Origin of the sequence: Gramella sp. MT6 (assembly GCF_019357415.1) — a bacterium.
Taxonomy (GTDB): Bacteria; Bacteroidota; Bacteroidia; order Flavobacteriales; family Flavobacteriaceae; genus Christiangramia.
The window spans coordinates 516148-534061 of sequence record NZ_CP048410.1 but is presented as its reverse complement, the minus strand read 5'-3'; the positions used below and the strand labels follow the sequence as shown (position 1 = coordinate 534061).

The following is a 17914-nucleotide window of genomic DNA, read 5'->3' as shown; positions in this document are numbered from 1 at the left end:
TTATCAAAAATTTTACGAGAGTTACCAAATGTGACTCACGGCGGCGGAGCCCTATTTTTACTTCAATATTTTTTAAGAAAATGATCAACGAAAGACCAAGAATTGCCATAATTGGATTGGGGTATGTGGGTTTGCCTCTAGCCAAGCTTTTCGCTACTAAATTTTCCGTAGTGGGGCTTTGTATAAATAATGGACCATTAAACTGTTTTTAATTTCATTATGAGGCGCTTGAATATTTTAGCTCTAAAAAATATAATTAATTCGACCAGAATATTCACTGCAGGGAAATCTATTGCAAAGCTTTGGTCAAGTTCCCTTCTAAGTGCAGGCTTTGCTTTTTTAATCCAAATACTCTTAGCACGTTATCTACAACCGGAATCATATGGAATGTTCATGTCTTCCCTGGTTTTGATAACTTCTCTGGTTCCATTAGTAGGATTTGGGGTTCATAGCTATTGGCTCAAAGCTTTTGGAAATGAAGGTTGGGAGGCAATGGGTTTTGTAAAAAGTTCTTTTCGCTTTCTAACTCGAAGTGCTTTTATTGGTGTAGTAGCAATCATTCTTTGGGCCTTTCTTGGAGGACATAATTCTTCTACAAAATTAGTTTTGTTAATACTGTTACCATATTTATTAGGACAAACTTTTCTCGAATTAGTAAATGCTAAATTCCAGCTGGAAGAGCGATTTACGGCTCTAGCAATATGGCAGTTAATGCCAAATTTACTTCGGTTAGTACTATTAAATCTTTGTTTTTTACTTGTTGATTCTTTTTCTGGCCTCCTAGGGGTATCATTTATCTACAGCAGTGTGAGTATTGTTGTTTGCATATACGGTTACAGGGAAATGAAAAAAATGTTGAATGGTAAATTCACACTGAAAGGTCATATTCCAAAGCATACAACTCTAAATTTTCCTAAGAAGTATGAAAAACAGACGTGGGAAGTTATAAGATTAACCTGGCCATTTGGTTTAGGTAGCTTGTTTCATTTGATATATTTCCAAAGTGATATTATTTTGTTACGTTACCTCTACGGTTCATCGGAGGCAGGTATTTATTCTGTTGCATTTACTGTTATAACAGCATCTTTATTACTTCCCTCTGTGATTTATCAAAAGTTTTTGCTGCCAAAACTTCATAGATGGTCTCACCAAAATCTAGATCTATTTCACAGGGTTTATAAAAAAGGAAATTTACTTATGCTAATTATGGGCTCCTTTGCAATGGCAGTAGTTTTTTTGTCTGCTGATGGTTTGATCCATTATTTATTTGGAAAAACCTATACGGAAGCAGTTTTTCTTTTAAAAATATTATCTCTTAATATCCCTATACTTTTTGTTGCTAGCAGTGTAGGATCGGTTTTGGTGACTCAAGAGCACATGAGCTTAAAAGTCAAAATAATGGGTGTAGTTGCCCTCTTAAATATAGTTCTCAATATTATAGTATTACCAAAATATGGGGGGTTAGGGGCAGCCTGCACTACCGTAATGAGTAATCTTCTCCTGCTATCTTTATACTTTTATTCTGCAGAAAAAAAAGTTTTTAATAAACACAAATAACATTATGATCCAAATTTTCTCAAACCTTCGAAGGTATGGCAGGTTGATAAAAGCTTTAGATGGATATATTTATGATTTTAAAAGGTATCATAAGCAATCCTCTTGGAAAGGTGATTTGAAAAATAAGAATCCAAGAAATTACCACAGTGTCAAAATATATCACGCCCTAGAAAAAAGCCTCAGCTTTAAGAACAGAAAAAAAGATTCCGGTTGGGATAATGCCTTTCTACTACTAAACCTGTTAAAAAAGGCAGAGGAAAATAATAATGTTGGATATCATGACAGGGCAGGTCTTTCAACTTTAATTCGGTTTATAGAAGAAAATCCACATTCTGCTAATGCAGAAAGAATTAAACAGGAAATTAAAAATTTGAACTTTTTTTCAGCGGATGAACATGGTATCAAAACGTTTACTTCAAACGATTTTTTAAAAGGAAAGCTAAAAAATCCTGAAAATTTCTTTCTCTCCAGATTTTCACTACGGGAATTCAAACCCGAATTGGTAAGCGAAAATCTTATAGAAAGAGCCGTGAAATTGGCCATGAAAACGCCTTCTGCTTGCAATCGGCAGGCGTGGCATATTTATCATACAGCTGATCAAAATGTAAAAAATAGAGCCCTGAAATTCCAGACAGGAAATCGTGGTTTTGGAGAAAATATACCGAATTTGGTGATAATTACGGCAGATCAGCAAGCTTTTATGCCTGGACAAGAGAGGTATCAACATTGGATAGATGGAGGTATGTTCGCTATGTCTTTTATTTACTCCCTCCATTCCTTGGGTATTGCCAGTTGCTGTTTAAATTGGAGTCAGTCCCCTAAAATGGATAAATTGTTACGTGCGAACGTAAATATACAGCCTAATCATTCAGTGATTATGATGTTGGCAATTGGTTTTCCCGATGAAGAAAACAATGTCTGTCTTTCTGCAAGAAGACCTTTAAATGAAATATTTACAAATCTCACAACTATTAATTAATATGAAAGTTGCTTTAATAACAGTACAGAACGCAAATAATTATGGGGCTATTTTTCAAGCCTATGCCCTACAAAATATAATTTCAGAAAAAAGTGAAATAGAAATAATAAATTATGAAAACAAGCATATCTCCAGAAGCTTTGATATAATTCGCTTCAAACCAACAGTTCACGGCGTACTAGGAACTGGTAAGGATGTCTTTAGATTATTCCCGCGCTATAGGGTTCTGAAAAAATTCAAAAGGTTTATAGCAGATAACCTTCAATTGACAGTACCACTGAGTAAAAATGATCTCGAAAATTTTAATTGGGATAATTACGAAATCTTTGTTGCAGGAAGTGACCAAATTTGGAATCCTGCCTGTATCAGTGATAATAACATTCTTGATTCCGCATACTTCTTAAATTTTGTGCCGAAAGGAAGAAAAAAAATATCTTATGCCTCAAGCATGGGAGCTTATACTTTTTCGGGTGAAGAAATGAATCAAGTTAAACATCTTCTCCAAGATTTTGCTGCTTTATCGGTAAGAGAAAAGGAAAGACAAAAACAATTAAAAGAAGAACTTGATCGGGAAGTTCATCACGTTTTGGATCCTTCCCTTTTACTTCCTAAAACGGAATATTTAAAACTGATTGATGGTAAAACTTTTGACGCTCCAAAAAGCAAGTATATCCTTCTATACACAGTACCTAAGGTTCCACTAATAAAAAAAGCAGTAAAATATTTTTCTGAAAAACTTGGCTACAAGGTGATATCGATTGAACAAGGTTTAAGTGCCGGGGCAAAAGTAAATAAACAATACAGAGATGCTGGTCCTTTGGAATTTATTAATTTATTCCAGGGTGCAGAATTTGTTATAACAGATTCTTTCCACGGTGTTTGTTTCTCGGTAAATTTTGAAAAACCTTTTGTCGCTGTTTCACCTGGAAAAAATGTCAATCGTATGAGGAGTTTATTAGGTGCTTTAGGATTAGAGGAAAGAATTATTGAGCAGGAAGAAGATTTTAAAAATTTAAATGTTTCAGTTGACTATAAACAACCACAGAGAAATTTAAATGAAATGAGGAATTCATCTTTAGATTTTCTTTTTCAATCATTGAAGTCTTAGTATGCGGTTAAGAAAAGAAACAAAAGGCGTTTTATTGATGAGCCTTTTTATTTTTTTGCCTTCTTTTATTTATGTGACCGCTAATGCGCCTTCAATGGCCTATGGTGTTTTCGGAGTAAGCTTAATAGCATTATGGACTCTAAAATTTAGAATTTCCAGGTTTGCCTTAAATAGACCTTTTTTTCTTTTTTTATTGGGAACATTATTTTTGCAATTAATCTTCCTTATTTATAACAATCCATCTCTAAAGGAAATTGGTTCTCTAGTTTTTCTTTTCCTTTTAGCCATCTCAGCAGCAGCCTTAGAATTTTTCTTGAGACAGCTGGAGCCTGAAAAAATTCTTTATCATCTAAGAAAATTAAGTTTATTAATTGTAATGCTGGGTAGTTTATCGTTACTACATAAGTTCCAATTTCTTGGCTACCAAAAATTTCCTAAAGCCGTCTTTCCTTTTTCGGAACCAAGTCATTTTGTTATTTCTACTTCAGCTATCCTTTTTTTTAATGGATTTTTTCTTAAGTCCTATGGAAAAATAATACTCATATTAATCATCGTTGTACAAGCTCTTTTCTACCCTAGTGCCATAATGCTCTTTTTGGGAATTATGATGATGATATTTTACTATGTGCGAAAGCCGGGAAAATTTCTTTTTTTTGGGATAATAATTAGCACCATTGGGTATTTGTTGTTGACCCAACTAGGAGCTTTATCTTATTTTGAAGATCGGCTGAATTTTTCCGAGGAGGCATCCAATATTACAACTCTGGTGTATCTGCAAGGATGGGAAGATGCTTACCTAGCTCTTATAGAAACAAATGGTTTAGGACTAGGTTTCCAAAATATGGGGACCCTGGAACCTGGAAAATATGGTAAAATGATTTATCAAATTTTAGGCGAGTACAAGAACAGGGAAGATGCTGGATTTCTAGCGGCGAAAATAGTAGGAGAATTTGGATTGATAGGTGTTGGATTTATACTCTATTATCTCCACTTAATGATAAGGTCTAGTGTCACTTTATTTCGGTTTATGAAAAGGAGGGACTATTCCTCGAATTTAACTATTGATATTTTTGCTCACTCCATAATTATTACTTTTTTTTTAGAACTATTTTTAAGAGGGTATGGGTATTTTTCTCCTGGTGTCTTTTTATTCTTCGTAGCTCTTTTCCTGATTTGCAATAGAAAAATTATGCCCAATTATGCAAGACCGGAATAAGCCAACAATACTTATACTTGTCGGGTATTATATTCCCGGTTTTAAGGCTGGAGGCCCGCTTAGAACCATATTACACTTAGTAGAACATCTAAGTGAAGATTATAATTTTAAAATAATTTGCAGGGATCGGGACTTAGGAGATATTAATAGTTACAATGGTGTTAAGACAGATAAATGGGTGAAAAGAGGTCAAAGCGAGATCTTTTACCTAAGCCCACAAAATCTCACTTTTAAATATATAAATAATATTATTAAAAAGACTTCTCATGATATTCTGTATTTAAATAGTTTTTTTGATCCTGTCTTTACAATTAAACCTCTATTAGGAAGAAAATTCAAACTATTTCCCAATAAAAAACTTATTTTGGCTCCACGCGGAGAGTTTTCCCCAGAAGCTCTTAAACTGCGAACGGCAAAAAAGCGTGCATGGATTTTTATCGCAAATATTTTAGGAGTCTATAAAAATATAACTTTTCAGGCTTCTAGTGTATTTGAGGAAAGTGATATTAGAAGAATCTCCTCATTCGGAAAGAGCGAAATAAAAATAGCACTCGATTTACCATCCAAAATTACTCCCAAACTTTCAAGTTCAAAGAAAAAAGGCTTTTACTTAGATGAGACATTAAAACTGATTTTTTTATCCAGAATTTCACCGATGAAAAACCTGGATTATGCTTTAAAAATTTTGTCCAATGTCAAAAGAAAATTAGTATTAGACATTTATGGACCAATTGAAGATTCAGAATATTGGGATGAATGTCGGAAAATAATTTCTAGACACCCTGCTAATATTGTTGTTTCTTATAAAGGCAGTATTAATCCACAAGTGGTGCCAAGGACATTCTTAAAATATGACTTATTTATTCTTCCTTCGCGGGGTGAAAACTATGGACATGTTATTGCGGAATCTTTATCAGCAGGAACACCTGTTCTCATCAGTAATAAAACTCCCTGGAAAAATTTAGAATTTGAAGGTCTTGGTTGGGATTGTGATCTGGAAAAACCGCATGATTTTGTTACAATAATTAATCAATTTGAACCAGAAGCTAATGGATTTAAACGTGTACAAATTCAAAAAAGGCTAATAAAGAGATTAGAAAATTCAGGGGAAATAGAAGCTAATAAAAATTTATTCTCATTTAAATAAAATTATGTTCGAAAATAAAACTTTACTAATTACCGGTGGAACCGGTTCTTTTGGGAACGCCGTACTGGATAGGTTTTTAGATTCAGAAATTGCCGAAATCCGTATTTTTTCAAGAGATGAAAAAAAACAGGATGACATGCGAAACCTTTATAAAAATGATAAGATCAAATTTTATATAGGTGATGTGCGTAATTATGAAAGTGTAGATCGTGCGATGCGAGGTGTGGATTATGTATTTCACGCTGCCGCCTTAAAGCAAGTGCCTTCCTGTGAGTTTTTTCCTATGGAAGCCACTAAAACTAACGTAATTGGATCTTCTAATGTCGTGGAAGCTGCAATAGCAAATAAAGTGAAAAAAGTTATTTGTTTAAGCACTGATAAGGCTGCTTACCCTATTAATGCCATGGGAATGTCTAAAGCATTAATGGAAAAAACGGTTGTGGCAGCATCCAGAAATATCCCGGAAGAAGATACTACCATTTGCCTTACCCGTTACGGAAATGTGATGGCATCCAGGGGTTCGGTAATTCCTTTGTTTGCAAACCTGTTAAAAGAAGGAAAACCACTAACAGTAACCGACCCAAATATGTCTCGTTTTTTAATGTCTTTGGAAGAAGCGGTAGAGTTGGTGATTTATGCTTTTAAAAATGGAAGTCAGGGTGATTTATTTGTACATAAAGCACCGGCCAGCACAATTGGGGATCTGGCGCAAGCTATGAAGGAATTGTTCGATTCTGAAAGCGAAATAAAGATTATTGGTACTCGCCATGGAGAAAAGTTATATGAAACTTTATGCACCAGGGAAGAAATGCTTAAAGCCGAAGACCTTCCGGGCTATTTTCGTATTCCTGCTGATAATCGTGACCTAAATTATGCGAAATATTTTGAAGAAGGAGAAGGGTCGATATCTAGTTTCGAAGATTATAATTCTCATAATACAACAAGACTGAATATTCCACAAATTAAGGAAGCTTTATTGGAGCTTTCTTATATTAAAAATGAACTTTCTGTAGAGGTATGATAAAAGTAATGACCGTTGTAGGGACAAGGCCCGAAATTATAAAGCTTAGCGAAGTTATAAAAGAACTGGATAAATTCACCAATCACATTCTGGTGCATTCCGGTCAAAATTATGACTATGAGCTTAATGAAGTATTCTTTAAGGATCTAGGACTTAGAAAACCTGACTTCTTTTTGGAAGCTGCAGGTCAAAATGCGGCAGAGACCATTGGAAATGTAATTACAAAGTCTGATGCCTTATTCGAGCAGGAAATGCCAGATGCCGTATTGCTTTATGGAGATACTAATAGTTGTCTTTCGGTTATCTCAGCTAAAAGAAAGAAGATTCCAATTTTTCATATGGAAGCGGGAAACCGATGTTTTGATCAACGTGTACCCGAGGAAATTAATCGTAAGATCGTTGATCATTTAAGCGATATAAATATGCCCCTTTCTGAACATGCAAGGAAATATTTAGTTGCAGAAGGTTTACCTCCAGAAACCGTAATTAAAACCGGATCACCTATGCGGGAGGTTCTTAATAAACAGATGCCATCAATAGAATCTTCTAAGATTTTACAGAAGGAAAATCTTGCAAAGCAGGGATATTTTATAGTAAGTATTCACAGGGAAGAGAATGTCGATTCAGAAGAGAATTTTCAGGACCTAATGGAATCCCTGGATGCAATAAGTACGGAATTTGATAAAAAGGTAATTATCTCTACCCACCCGAGAACCCGTAAAAAGTTGGAAGAGATTGGCTTTGTTTCTAAAAACCCCAAATTGGTATTCTCAAAACCTTTTGGTTTTCACGATTATATTCAACTTCAAAAAAATGCTTTTTGTGTAATTTCTGATAGTGGAACCATAACCGAAGAAGCTTCTATAATGAACCTTCGGGCCATTACTATTAGACAGGCCCACGAACGCCCTGAAGGAATGGATGAAGGAACCTTAATTATGAGTGGTTTAAAAAGGGACAGAGTGATTGAAAGCATTAAAGTGGTTACTGAACAATTTCAGGAAAACAATATGGCGATCAGGATGGTTAAGGATTATGAAATAGATAATGTTTCAAAAAAGGTGTTAAGGATTATTCTTTCTTATACCGATTATATTAACCGCACAGTCTGGAAAAAATAATTTTATGAGAAAAAAGATAATGATTTTAGGCTCTACGGGTATGTTGGGTCACCAGGTATATTACCGTTTACAAGAAGATGATAAATATGAAATTACCGATGTTAGTTTTCGCAACAAATTGACACCTCAAAGTGTAATTTTAGATCTTCATAACCAACAAGAACTTGATAGCCTTATAAAAAAAGTAGACCCTGATTTTATCATAAATTGTGTGGGAGTGCTTATAAAGGGTGCAAATGATAATCCAGCGAACGCAATTTATCTAAACTCATATTTACCTCATTTTCTTGCAAAAAAATGTGATGAAACCGGCGCAAAACTTATACATATTTCAACGGATTGTGTTTTCTCAGGAGAAACAGGTGCTTATACAGAAATTGATGAAAAGGATGGAAAGGATGTTTATGCAAAAACCAAAGCTCTCGGAGAAGTTGAGAATTCGGAACATCTAACCTTAAGAACCTCCATTATTGGACCTGAGTTAAAACAGAATGGTGAAGGTTTGTTTCATTGGTTTATGAACCAACAAGGAGAAACCAATGGATTTACCAAAGCGATTTGGAGTGGAGTTACCACTACGGAATTAGCAAAAGTAATTGCAACTGCAATCGAACAAAACCTTAAGGGTTTATATCACGTGACCAATGGTATTCCGATTAATAAATATGATTTGCTGAAAATTTTTAAAGCGGAAACAGGCAAGGAAATTAGTATTAATGCGGTAGAAGGCAAAAGTGTAGATAAATCATTCCTTGATACCCGGAAAGAATTAAAGACAGCCATACCCTCTTATACCATGATGGTAAAAGATATGCTAACCTTTATGAAGTCGTATCCCGAGCTTTATAAAAATTATAGTTTAGAGCTGGTATGAAAATACTGTTATTGGTAGATGATTATCTACCACATAGTACAAAAATAGGAGCTAAGATGATGCATGAGCTGGCGGTAGCTTTTTTTAAAGACGGCCATCAGGTTGCAGTTGCCACTCCAGATTATAGAATATCTTCCAAGTATGAGTTAGATGAAATTGATGAGATAGATGTTTATAGATTTCGGTCGCCAAATGTGAAAGATGAATCTAAATTTAAACGTGCGATTAATGAAACTGCATTATCATTTAATGCTTACAAAAATTTAAAACCTGTTTTTAAGGAGAATCAATTTCACTTAATTGTTTCTTATTCTCCTTCTATATTTTTTGGGCCATTAATTAGGAAATTGAAAAAGAAATGGAATGCAAAAAGTTATTTAATTCTAAGAGATCTTTTTCCGCAGTGGGTTATAGATCACGGTTTAATTAAAGAAAAATCGGCCATTGCATCCTATTTTAGAAAATTTGAAAAGATCAATTATAAAGCAGCTGATCGGATTGGACTGCAATCACCAAAGAACCTACAATGGTTTAATGAAAAGTTTGGATTGACCAATAAATCAGAAGTCCTTTATAACTGGAGCAGTGAAATCCCGATTGTTTCCGAAGATGAGAAATATAGAAATAAATTGAACCTAAGAGATAAGTTAGTTTTGTTCTATGGGGGGAATATGGGTGAGGCCCAGGATATGATGAACCTGGTTAGATTGGCAGAAAATCTTAAAGATGAAAAAAATGCACACTTGGTATTTGCTGGTTCCGGAAATGAGTTTGCTCTTGTAAAGAAGGCCATCGAGGAGAAAGCATTAAAAAATATAACATTACTAGAACCTGTTAACCAGGAAGAATATAGATTAATGTTAAGTGAATTTGATGTCGGACTTTTCACTTTACATAGAGATCATTCTACTCATAATTTTCCGGGAAAATTACTGGGGTATATGGCTCAGGGCTTACCCATTCTGGGAAGTGTTAATCCTGGAAATGATGTAATTGAAGTAATTAATGAGGCAAGAGCCGGGTTGGTTTCTGTCAATGGAAATGACCACGAATTAATGAACAATGCATTGAAGTTAATAGAAGACAATAGAATAAGAGTTAAAATGGGTAAGTCTAGCGAGTCTTTATTGCAAGATAGATTTTCAGTTAAAGCTGCAGTCTATAAAATTTCACAAAGCGTTTAATTTTTTTCAATTCCTAATTTTATTCAGAGATCTTAATTACTGAAGCAAATTTCAATAATAGGTCTCGGAAATACTTTACCAAACTTATTGCCCTACCAGTAGGTTTTTTCAATATTAACCTAATCTACTTTTTCAAATGAATATTCTAGACCATGAGGTAATCCTGGGATTATTTCGCAGTAATTATTTGTTCTTCGTTTTTTGTGTTTTTGGTATAGCTTTTTGCGCGACCTGGTACTTTATACCTAAGGTTCTCTGGGTGTCTAAAGAGAAGAACTTGATGAAAACGGTCAATGAGCGTAGTTCTCATTCATTAGAAACTCCTAATTTTGGAGGAGTGGCCTTTTTTATCGTGCTGGTATTGATCATCTCCATGCTCCAAAGTGTAAAGACTACTTTTACCGGCAATCATCTTATTGTTGCGGCCACTTTGTTGTTTATGGTTGGACTTAAAGATGACCTGGTTATTTCTACAGCCAGGGTTAAGCTCTTTGGACAATTAAGTGCCGCTTTTTTCCTGGTATTTTCACCTGAATTACAATTAACCAGTTTGCATGGGTTTTTAGGATTCTATGAAATACCAGATACGCTAGGATATTTTATAAGCGCTTTTATAGTGGTAGCCGTTATTAATGCTTTTAACCTTATTGATGGGATAGATGGACTGGCTTCCATGGCCGGGATCGTGATCACTCTGGCATTTGCTTTGGCCTTTTACCAATCGGGAAATCCTTATTTTGTTTTGATAAGTATCTGTGTGGCCGGAATCCTGTTTGCCTATTTAAGGTTTAATTTTTCCCGGGGAAAAAATAAAATCTTTATGGGGGATTCAGGCTCACTAATTATTGGGCTGGTGATCGCATGCCTTACCCTAAAGATCATTGCCTTACCTTTCGATTCTAAAGTGACCTACCTTAATAACGCCAGGCTGGTCTATCTGGCATCTGTTTTATTCCTACCGCTATTCGATACCGTAAGGGTTATGATATTGAGGATCCTTGATGGTAGAAGTCCCTTTGAAGCAGATAGAAACCATATACATCATATTTTGCTAGACCTGGGATTGTCTCATTTTAAAGCTAGTTTTAGTCTGGCAATTTTAAATGTTCTGGTCATAACAAGTTTTATCATTTTGAGTCAATATTTAAAACATAATCTTTTGATTCTGGCCATGCTTTTGATTGCTATTCTTATTGTTGCTTTATTCGGTTTTTTACGAAAAAAAGCAAATGATCATAAAGCCCTGAATTCATTTGCTTAATTGATATTTCACATTTTTTTAACAATTTAAAAAGTTTATATTCGCACAAATTTTATGGAAATGAAATACCCCAAATTTTTCAGACCACTTATTATCATATTTTTGGCTTCTGTACTAAGTACTTCCTGTGTTTCCCGGAAAGAGATCGTTTACTTCCAGGGACTGGAAAAAGCTGAGGCCGTTATGGATAAAACTAAAAAGACCGGCTTGCAAATTAAGAGCAACGATCTTTTGACTATTAGTGTCTCTGCTCCAGAACAGGAGGCAGCACTGCCTTTTAACCTTCCGGTGATAGGTGTTCCCCAGGGAGGTGCCGAACTTGGCGGCCTTTCGGTGAATGGAAGACAGCAATTACAGACCTACCTGGTAGATTCAGATGGGAATATTGAATTTCCTGTACTGGGAACTGCAAATGTCACTGGACTTAATCGACAGCAACTCGCATCTAAGTTGAAAACTGAAATTAGCGAGTATGTTCAGGATCCCATTGTAAATGTGCGCATCGTCAACTTCCAGGTGAGTGTTTTGGGAGAGGTGAACAGGCCGGGAACCTTTGATATTCGAGATGAATACTTAAGCCTTCCAAAGGCGCTGGGATTTGCTGGAGATCTTAGCATTTATGGAAGACGTGATAATGTGCTGGTAATGCGGGAAGAAAATGGCAAGAAGATCCATGAATATCTTGATCTTACAGACCCGAACGTAATCAATTCACCATTTTATTATTTACAGCAAAACGATGTGGTCTATGTGGAGCCCAATGGAGCGCAGATGCAATCTGCCAGCTATAACCGTAATGCCGGGGTTTATATCTCTATCGCGTCAGTTTTAATTTCATTAGCAGTTTTAATTACCAATTAGTCATGTCACAATCAAATCACAATAATCGTCCACAAGAAGAGGAAATAGATCTACGGGACGAACTGGAAAGATATTTAAAGCACTGGCCCTGGTTTGTTTTAGGTGTGCTGGTATGTGTGGTTTTGGCCTTCACCTATCTAAAAGTCACCACTCCAACCTATCATACTTTAGCCAGCATCATCATTAAAGATGAAAAAGGTAAATCTCCTTCTTCTGAAATGGCCGCCTTTGCCGATCTGGGCCTTTTAGGCGGAATGGGCACGGCTTCCATAGAAAATGAGATCGGAATCCTGCGTTCTAAAAGAATGATGACTAATGTTATCAAGGCACTTAATCTTAATATCACCTATTTCAACGAAGATGCCGTCAAAAGTCCTGAGCTTTACCGGAACACTCCATATTTTGTGCAGGTATTAAAGATGGATGAAAAAGCACTTGCGGAATTTTCCAGGGAGGCTGAAAATAATTTCAGGTTCGAAAAAGGAACCGGGAACGAATTTCAGTTGATCAATACTGAAACCGAAGAGGTATATAAAGGTAAGATAGGTCAGCCGATGGAGATCGCTTTTGCAGATATCATTCTGGTTGAAAATACAGAATATGGTTCAGGGCAAGATCCGGAATTTCCGGAACTGATAATTAGGTTTTCCAATATAGAGTCGGTAGTTTCAAATTACAGGTCTAAACTTCAGATCAATCTAACCGATAAGAATTCTAGCCTTATTGAATTAGGGTTGGATGATTCGGTAAAAGAAAAAGCTCAGGATATATTAGATCAACTGATCTTTGAATATAACCAGGAAGCTATAGAAGACAAAAACCTTGTTGCCAGGAATACCGCCACTTTTATAGATGAGAGGTTGCAGATCATAAATGAAGAACTGGATTCTGTAGAAACAGGCAAGGAAGAATTCAAGGAAGCTAATCAGCTGACCAATATTGAAGCTGAATCTGAGATGTTTATCGAGAATGTGAGCGACTATAATAAAAAGGAACAAGAGATAGGGACTCAGCTGGAACTGGCCAATACCATGATCAGTTATTTAAAGAGTGATTCAGGTTCAGACCTTTTGCCGGCAAATCTTGGAATACAGGAACAATCTGTGAATGCCAGTATTGAGGAATATAATAACCTGGTATTGGAGCACAACAGAATCCTGAGCGGATCTACCGAAAAGAACCCGGTAGTTAAAAGATTGAACAGCCAGATCGAACAAATAAGAGGGAACGTTCTGGCTAGTTTTGAAAGACTAAGATCAAACCTCCAGGTTTCGCAGCAGGAACTGGAAAGACAGGGTTCGGTAATTAATTCGAAGATTTCTGCCGTGCCTGCCAAGGAAAGGCAATATCGTGGAATTGAAAGACAACAGAATATCAAAGAATCCCTTTACTTATTCTTACTTCAGAAAAGAGAAGAAAACTCTTTAAGCCTCGCAGTTACTGCTCCCAAAGCTAAGATCGTGGACAGGGCTTATAGTTCTGTAGGAGCGGTTTCGCCGAAACCTAAGATCATTCTTCTGGCGGCTTTTATTTTAGGACTTCTAATCCCTTTTCTGGCGATCTACCTAAAAACTTTATTAAGCAATAAAGTTAAGAGTCGTGAAGACCTGGAAAAACAGGCTAAGCAAATTCCGGTAGTAGGCGAGATCCCAAGAGTTGAAAAGAGAGAAAGTGAGATGATCCTTAAAAATGATCGTAGTGTACTTGCGGAGTCTTTCAGAATTCTACACACCAACCTGCAGTATTTACTTATAAATACGGCAGATAAAGAAAGAGGGAATACCATTTTTGTAACCTCTACCGTAAAAGGAGAGGGTAAGACCCTGGTTTCTTTTAACCTGGCGGTTACCCTGGCCAATACCAACAAGAGGGTTTTACTTGTTGGAGCCGATCTTCGAAATCCACAGCTACAAAGATTTGAGATCGATGCCCGTGAGCATATAGGTGTCAGCGATTATCTGGCCAAGGATGAACTTAAATTAAAGGACCTTATCAGAGAATCCAATACCGGGAATCCAAATCTCCAGTTATTACCTTCAGGAACCATTCCTCCAAACCCATCTGAATTATGGAGAAGGAGCAAAACCGGGGAGATGTTTGAAGAGCTGGAAACTATGTATGATTATGTGATCGTAGATACGGCCCCATCTCTTTTAGTTACAGATACTTTCCTTATCAATAAATGGGCAGATCTTACTTTATATGTAGTAAGAGCAGGTTATACCGAAAAGAAATTGCTACAGTTCGCCGTAGATGCTAAAAATGATGGGAAATTCAGTGATCTGAGCTTTGTACTAAATGATGTGAAGTGGGCTAACTTCGGTTACGGTAATAAATATGGTTATGCCTACGGGGAGGAGAAAAAATCCTTTATGAAGAGATTAAAAGGTAAAGTAGCTGCCTTCTAAAGAATTACTAAATTTAAATTATATAGCCCTGAACCATCTCAGGGCTAATTTTTATTTGCATGAGATTTAAGTTTGTTTTATCGATCGTTTTTCTAACCTCTTCGAAATTCGTTCTAGCTCAGGCCGAATTTTCCGGAAGCGTAAATTTAGAGGGATACTATTCTTCTAGAGAGGATTTGCCCTTCTGGTTTTATTCCAATCAACGAGGCAGAGTTTCAGAAGATACCAACTTTGATGGCTGGATAAATGGAAGACTGAATTACAATTTTTTTGAGTATTCGAATCTAGAAATTGGAGGGGGGATCCTCTACCAGGATACCTTTGGCGAAGAGGTATTTATAGATGAACTTTATGCCGATTTCAAATATAAGTGGCTTCAGGTGATTGGGGGAAGAAAGCAGGAGCCCGAATTATATAATGGTTTAAGTGCTACTAACGAAAATATATTATGGTCTATAAATTCCAGGCCTCTTTTTGGTCTCCAGATCCAAACCAATGAGCCAGTCTATTTCTCTACAAATAAAAAAATAGGATTGATCTTTGCCTGGGAAGATTATTATCAGAATGATCATCATTTTTCAAATCGTTTTACCCATCACAAAAAGCTGCAGTTGATTCTCAATTTCTCCGAAAGCTTTACTTTACAGGGAGGAATCCAACATTTTGCACAATGGGGAGGAACTTCAGAAAGTTTTGGAGATCAACCTGAATCTATAAAAGATTATTTACGCATTGTTGGCGGAAGAGCAGGAGGTGAAACAGCTGTTCAGGGAGATCAGGAAAATGCTTTAGGCAATCATCTTGGCTCATGGGAACTATACCTAACTAAAAGATTTAAACAATCAGAACTCAAATTTATTTATAATTCAATATTTGAGGATGGCTCAGGAAGCCGCTTGGCTAATTTTCCTGATGGTAGATACGGTTTGTTCTGGCAATTTTATGAGGAGGATAAACTTGTAAATTCATTGATTTACGAATATTATACCACGCGCGATCAAAGTAATGATGTGAACGCCTGGGGAGCAGATAATTATTTTAATAGTGGATTCTATACCAGGGGTTGGGCTTTTAATGGGAAAGTATTTGGATCACCATTGTTTACTTACCATTCTACAACTAATAAGGTAATTAACAACAAATTCAGCGCACATCATATTGGAATTGGAGGGCAGTTCTCTAATTATTCGCAAAGCTTCCCATATAAAATTCTATTAACCTATCGTCATAACGAAGGCACCTTTAGACAACCTTTGAATCCAGAAGGTCTGGATGAGAATGTTTTTAATTTCTATTCTAAATGGAGGGTTTTAAATCTTCCGGTAAAGGCAGACCTAAGCTTAGGGCTTGATGTAAACTCGGTGGAGAAACCCATTTTTGGAGCCGGGATAAGTCTGTCCAGGCAGTTCTAGTTTTAATTTAGATAGAAGTATATCTCCGACCCGGTCCAAAGCCGGGTTTTCTATTCTGCAACCGAAAGAGATTTCTCGGTCGCTGCACTCTTTCGAAAAGATACAACAATGAAGAATTATTAATAATGAATCAGTAAAAGAAAATTAGGCATAAAAAAAACCCGTGTAGGGAACAGGTTTAGATTGGGTTAGTATAGGATATTGAATTTTTTAAGCTGCAGATATAATATTGTAATGATTCAGCAAGCTCTGGTAAAAGAAAATACTCTTATCATCTTTTTTCAAACACGATTTTAAGAATCGTTCGATATTCTGACATTCAAAAGTAATCTGCGTGTATTTATTCTGACCTACCGGAAGTTTCAAATCTATAGTTTGTTCCTGATAATCGATATTTACATGCTTGGCATCAAAATATTTTTTCACCAAAGCCCGGTGCATCGTTTGAAAATTTGACTTTTCAACGTTCTTATTTATTATGCTGTAAGAAATGAGATCCTTAACCTGGTCAATTATCTCGGGGGTAGTAATTGTATTCATTTAACTTCTTTTTCATCATTATCGACGAGGCTAAATTACTAATAGACAGCATAAATGCTGTTAAGAAAAATCTAATTAATACCTGATTAATAAATTTTTAACTTGAGCTGATAATCCTTAAGAAGACATTGGGATTAAAGATCTATAATAATTGGAGAATGCATGATTCTCAAGCGTTCGTCCATTATTGATAAGTTAAAATATTTAATATCGGACCTGCTGGTCGACCCGGATGCGTGATGAATGTGTCCAAACAAATGGTAGGTTGGTTCAACAACTCGTAAGGCTTTTGTTAATTCTTCACAGCCTAAGTGAATTCCACTTCCAATTTCATCCAGAATTCCGAAGGGAGGAGTATGAGTAATTAAAATTTTAGTGCCATCAGGGATGAGATCCCAATGTTTTTTAATTGCTTTTCCCCTTTCCCTGTTAAAAGCCCAGTTATCCAAACCTGGTGTAACCGGAGAGCCCCAGAATTTTATTCCTTCTATTTCAATTCCTCTATCCAGAAGTAATTCTATATTTTCAGGTATATTTTTAAGATTTTCAGGCTTTTCAAAATAAAAGTCATGGTTACCTGGCACTAAAATTTTGTATTTATGGGGCTGGGAAGAGAACCATTTTAGAAAACTCTCGCTTTCGTTTCTGGTTCCACCGTCTGTGCAATCTCCCGCATGGATAAGTATGTCCCCTTTTGGAATAGGAATTTCATTGTGTCTGTTATGAGTGTCGGCCAAACATATAAGCCTCATATTTTCAGTTTAGATGATGGGTAATTTAAATAAAAAAATCCGTTGAGGTTATCAACGGATTTTCATCAATGGTCTTTTAAATCTATTTTTCTTTCTCTTCTGCCTGAATATCTACCAGGCTCTTATCTGCGGGTAATATTTTATTGATAGTTTTTAACATACCAAAAGCAATAATTGCTGCGGTAACGGCAAAAAAGATAAACTTTATCAGCAAGCTTTCGCTAACCACCAAGCTGTAAAAACCAAGGAAAATCTCGGTTATTAAAAACAAAATCTTTATACCTACTTTTAAAAACATTTTTTCTTTTTGAATCTGGTCAAATATAACACCCAAATACCGGACCAGGAAAGTAAAAAATTAAGTTTGACAGAAATTTAACTTTGGCAACATCTGGCTCACAAACTTTTAAGTTAAAAATTCTTAAACGGGGCGCAGGTAGACTTCGGAATTGTAAATTGGTTTTCACAAAAAG

Annotated in this window: 16 protein-coding genes; 13 read left to right on the top strand and 3 right to left on the bottom strand. The window is 35.9% G+C overall.

Going from position 1 to position 17914, the window contains the following annotated elements; genetic code table 11:
• Positions 1-228: 228 nt before the first annotated feature.
• The 13 genes from G3I01_RS02345 to G3I01_RS02285 all read left to right on the top strand — a co-directional run bounded on the left by G3I01_RS02345 (position 229) and on the right by G3I01_RS02285 (position 16149).
• The gene (locus G3I01_RS02345; RefSeq protein WP_219550709.1) at positions 229-1557 is read left to right on the top strand and encodes a flippase; all 1329 of its coding nucleotides are present in this window, start codon (positions 229-231) and stop codon (positions 1555-1557) included.
• A gap of 4 nt (positions 1558-1561) precedes the next feature.
• A complete protein-coding gene (locus G3I01_RS02340) occupies positions 1562-2536 on the top strand; it encodes a nitroreductase family protein (RefSeq protein WP_219550708.1) in 975 nt (324 codons plus the stop codon).
• Entirely contained in the window at positions 2502-3644 is a 1143-nt protein-coding gene (locus G3I01_RS02335; protein ID WP_219550707.1) for a polysaccharide pyruvyl transferase family protein, read from the top strand. The genes G3I01_RS02340 and G3I01_RS02335 overlap by 35 nt, the downstream gene beginning before the upstream one ends.
• A gap of 1 nt (position 3645) precedes the next feature.
• Positions 3646-4860, top strand: coding sequence for a hypothetical protein (locus tag G3I01_RS02330; protein WP_219550706.1), 1215 nt, complete (start codon positions 3646-3648; stop codon positions 4858-4860).
• A complete protein-coding gene (locus G3I01_RS02325) occupies positions 4844-6007 on the top strand; it encodes a glycosyltransferase (protein WP_219550704.1) in 1164 nt (387 codons plus the stop codon). The genes G3I01_RS02330 and G3I01_RS02325 overlap by 17 nt, the downstream gene beginning before the upstream one ends.
• A gap of 4 nt (positions 6008-6011) precedes the next feature.
• On the top strand, positions 6012-7028 hold the full coding sequence (locus tag G3I01_RS02320) for a polysaccharide biosynthesis protein (protein WP_219550703.1): 1017 nt from the start codon (positions 6012-6014) through the stop codon (positions 7026-7028).
• On the top strand, positions 7025-8149 hold the full coding sequence (wecB, locus tag G3I01_RS02315; RefSeq protein ID WP_219550702.1) for a UDP-N-acetylglucosamine 2-epimerase (non-hydrolyzing): 1125 nt from the start codon (positions 7025-7027) through the stop codon (positions 8147-8149). The genes G3I01_RS02320 and wecB overlap by 4 nt, the downstream gene beginning before the upstream one ends.
• A gap of 4 nt (positions 8150-8153) precedes the next feature.
• Entirely contained in the window at positions 8154-9023 is an 870-nt protein-coding gene (locus tag G3I01_RS02310; RefSeq protein WP_219550701.1) for an SDR family oxidoreductase, read from the top strand.
• Positions 9020-10207, top strand: a complete 1188-nt coding sequence (locus tag G3I01_RS02305) for a glycosyltransferase family 4 protein (RefSeq protein ID WP_219550699.1) — start codon at positions 9020-9022, stop codon at positions 10205-10207. Before G3I01_RS02310 ends, G3I01_RS02305 begins: the two co-directional genes overlap by 4 nt.
• 136 nt (positions 10208-10343) lie before the next feature.
• Positions 10344-11468, top strand: coding sequence for an MraY family glycosyltransferase (locus G3I01_RS02300; protein ID WP_219550698.1), 1125 nt, complete (start codon positions 10344-10346; stop codon positions 11466-11468).
• 60 nt (positions 11469-11528) lie between these two features.
• Positions 11529-12329 (top strand): polysaccharide biosynthesis/export family protein, encoded by an 801-nt coding sequence (locus tag G3I01_RS02295; RefSeq protein ID WP_219550697.1) that lies wholly within the window; start codon positions 11529-11531, stop codon positions 12327-12329.
• A gap of 2 nt (positions 12330-12331) precedes the next feature.
• A complete protein-coding gene (locus G3I01_RS02290; protein ID WP_219550695.1) occupies positions 12332-14737 on the top strand; it encodes a tyrosine-protein kinase family protein in 2406 nt (801 codons plus the stop codon).
• A 59-nt stretch (positions 14738-14796) separates the two neighbouring features.
• Positions 14797-16149: a capsule assembly Wzi family protein gene (locus G3I01_RS02285; RefSeq protein ID WP_219550694.1), complete on the top strand. Its 1353-nt coding sequence runs from the start codon at positions 14797-14799 to the stop codon at positions 16147-16149.
• A 210-nt stretch (positions 16150-16359) separates the two neighbouring features.
• Here the strand turns inward: G3I01_RS02285 and G3I01_RS02280 are convergent, their stop codons facing one another.
• The 3 genes from G3I01_RS02280 to G3I01_RS02270 form a co-directional block, all read right to left on the bottom strand.
• Complete coding sequence (locus G3I01_RS02280; RefSeq protein ID WP_219550693.1) at positions 16360-16689, bottom strand: hypothetical protein; 330 nt, start codon at positions 16687-16689, stop codon at positions 16360-16362.
• A 134-nt stretch (positions 16690-16823) separates the two neighbouring features.
• Positions 16824-17441, bottom strand: a complete 618-nt coding sequence (locus G3I01_RS02275) for a metallophosphatase domain-containing protein (RefSeq protein WP_219550692.1) — start codon at positions 17439-17441, stop codon at positions 16824-16826.
• A gap of 82 nt (positions 17442-17523) precedes the next feature.
• Positions 17524-17739 carry a hypothetical protein gene (locus G3I01_RS02270; protein ID WP_219550690.1) on the bottom strand — a complete coding sequence of 72 codons (216 nt, stop codon included), beginning with the start codon at positions 17737-17739 and terminating at the stop codon, positions 17524-17526.
• Between the last annotated feature and the right edge of the window lie 175 nt (positions 17740-17914).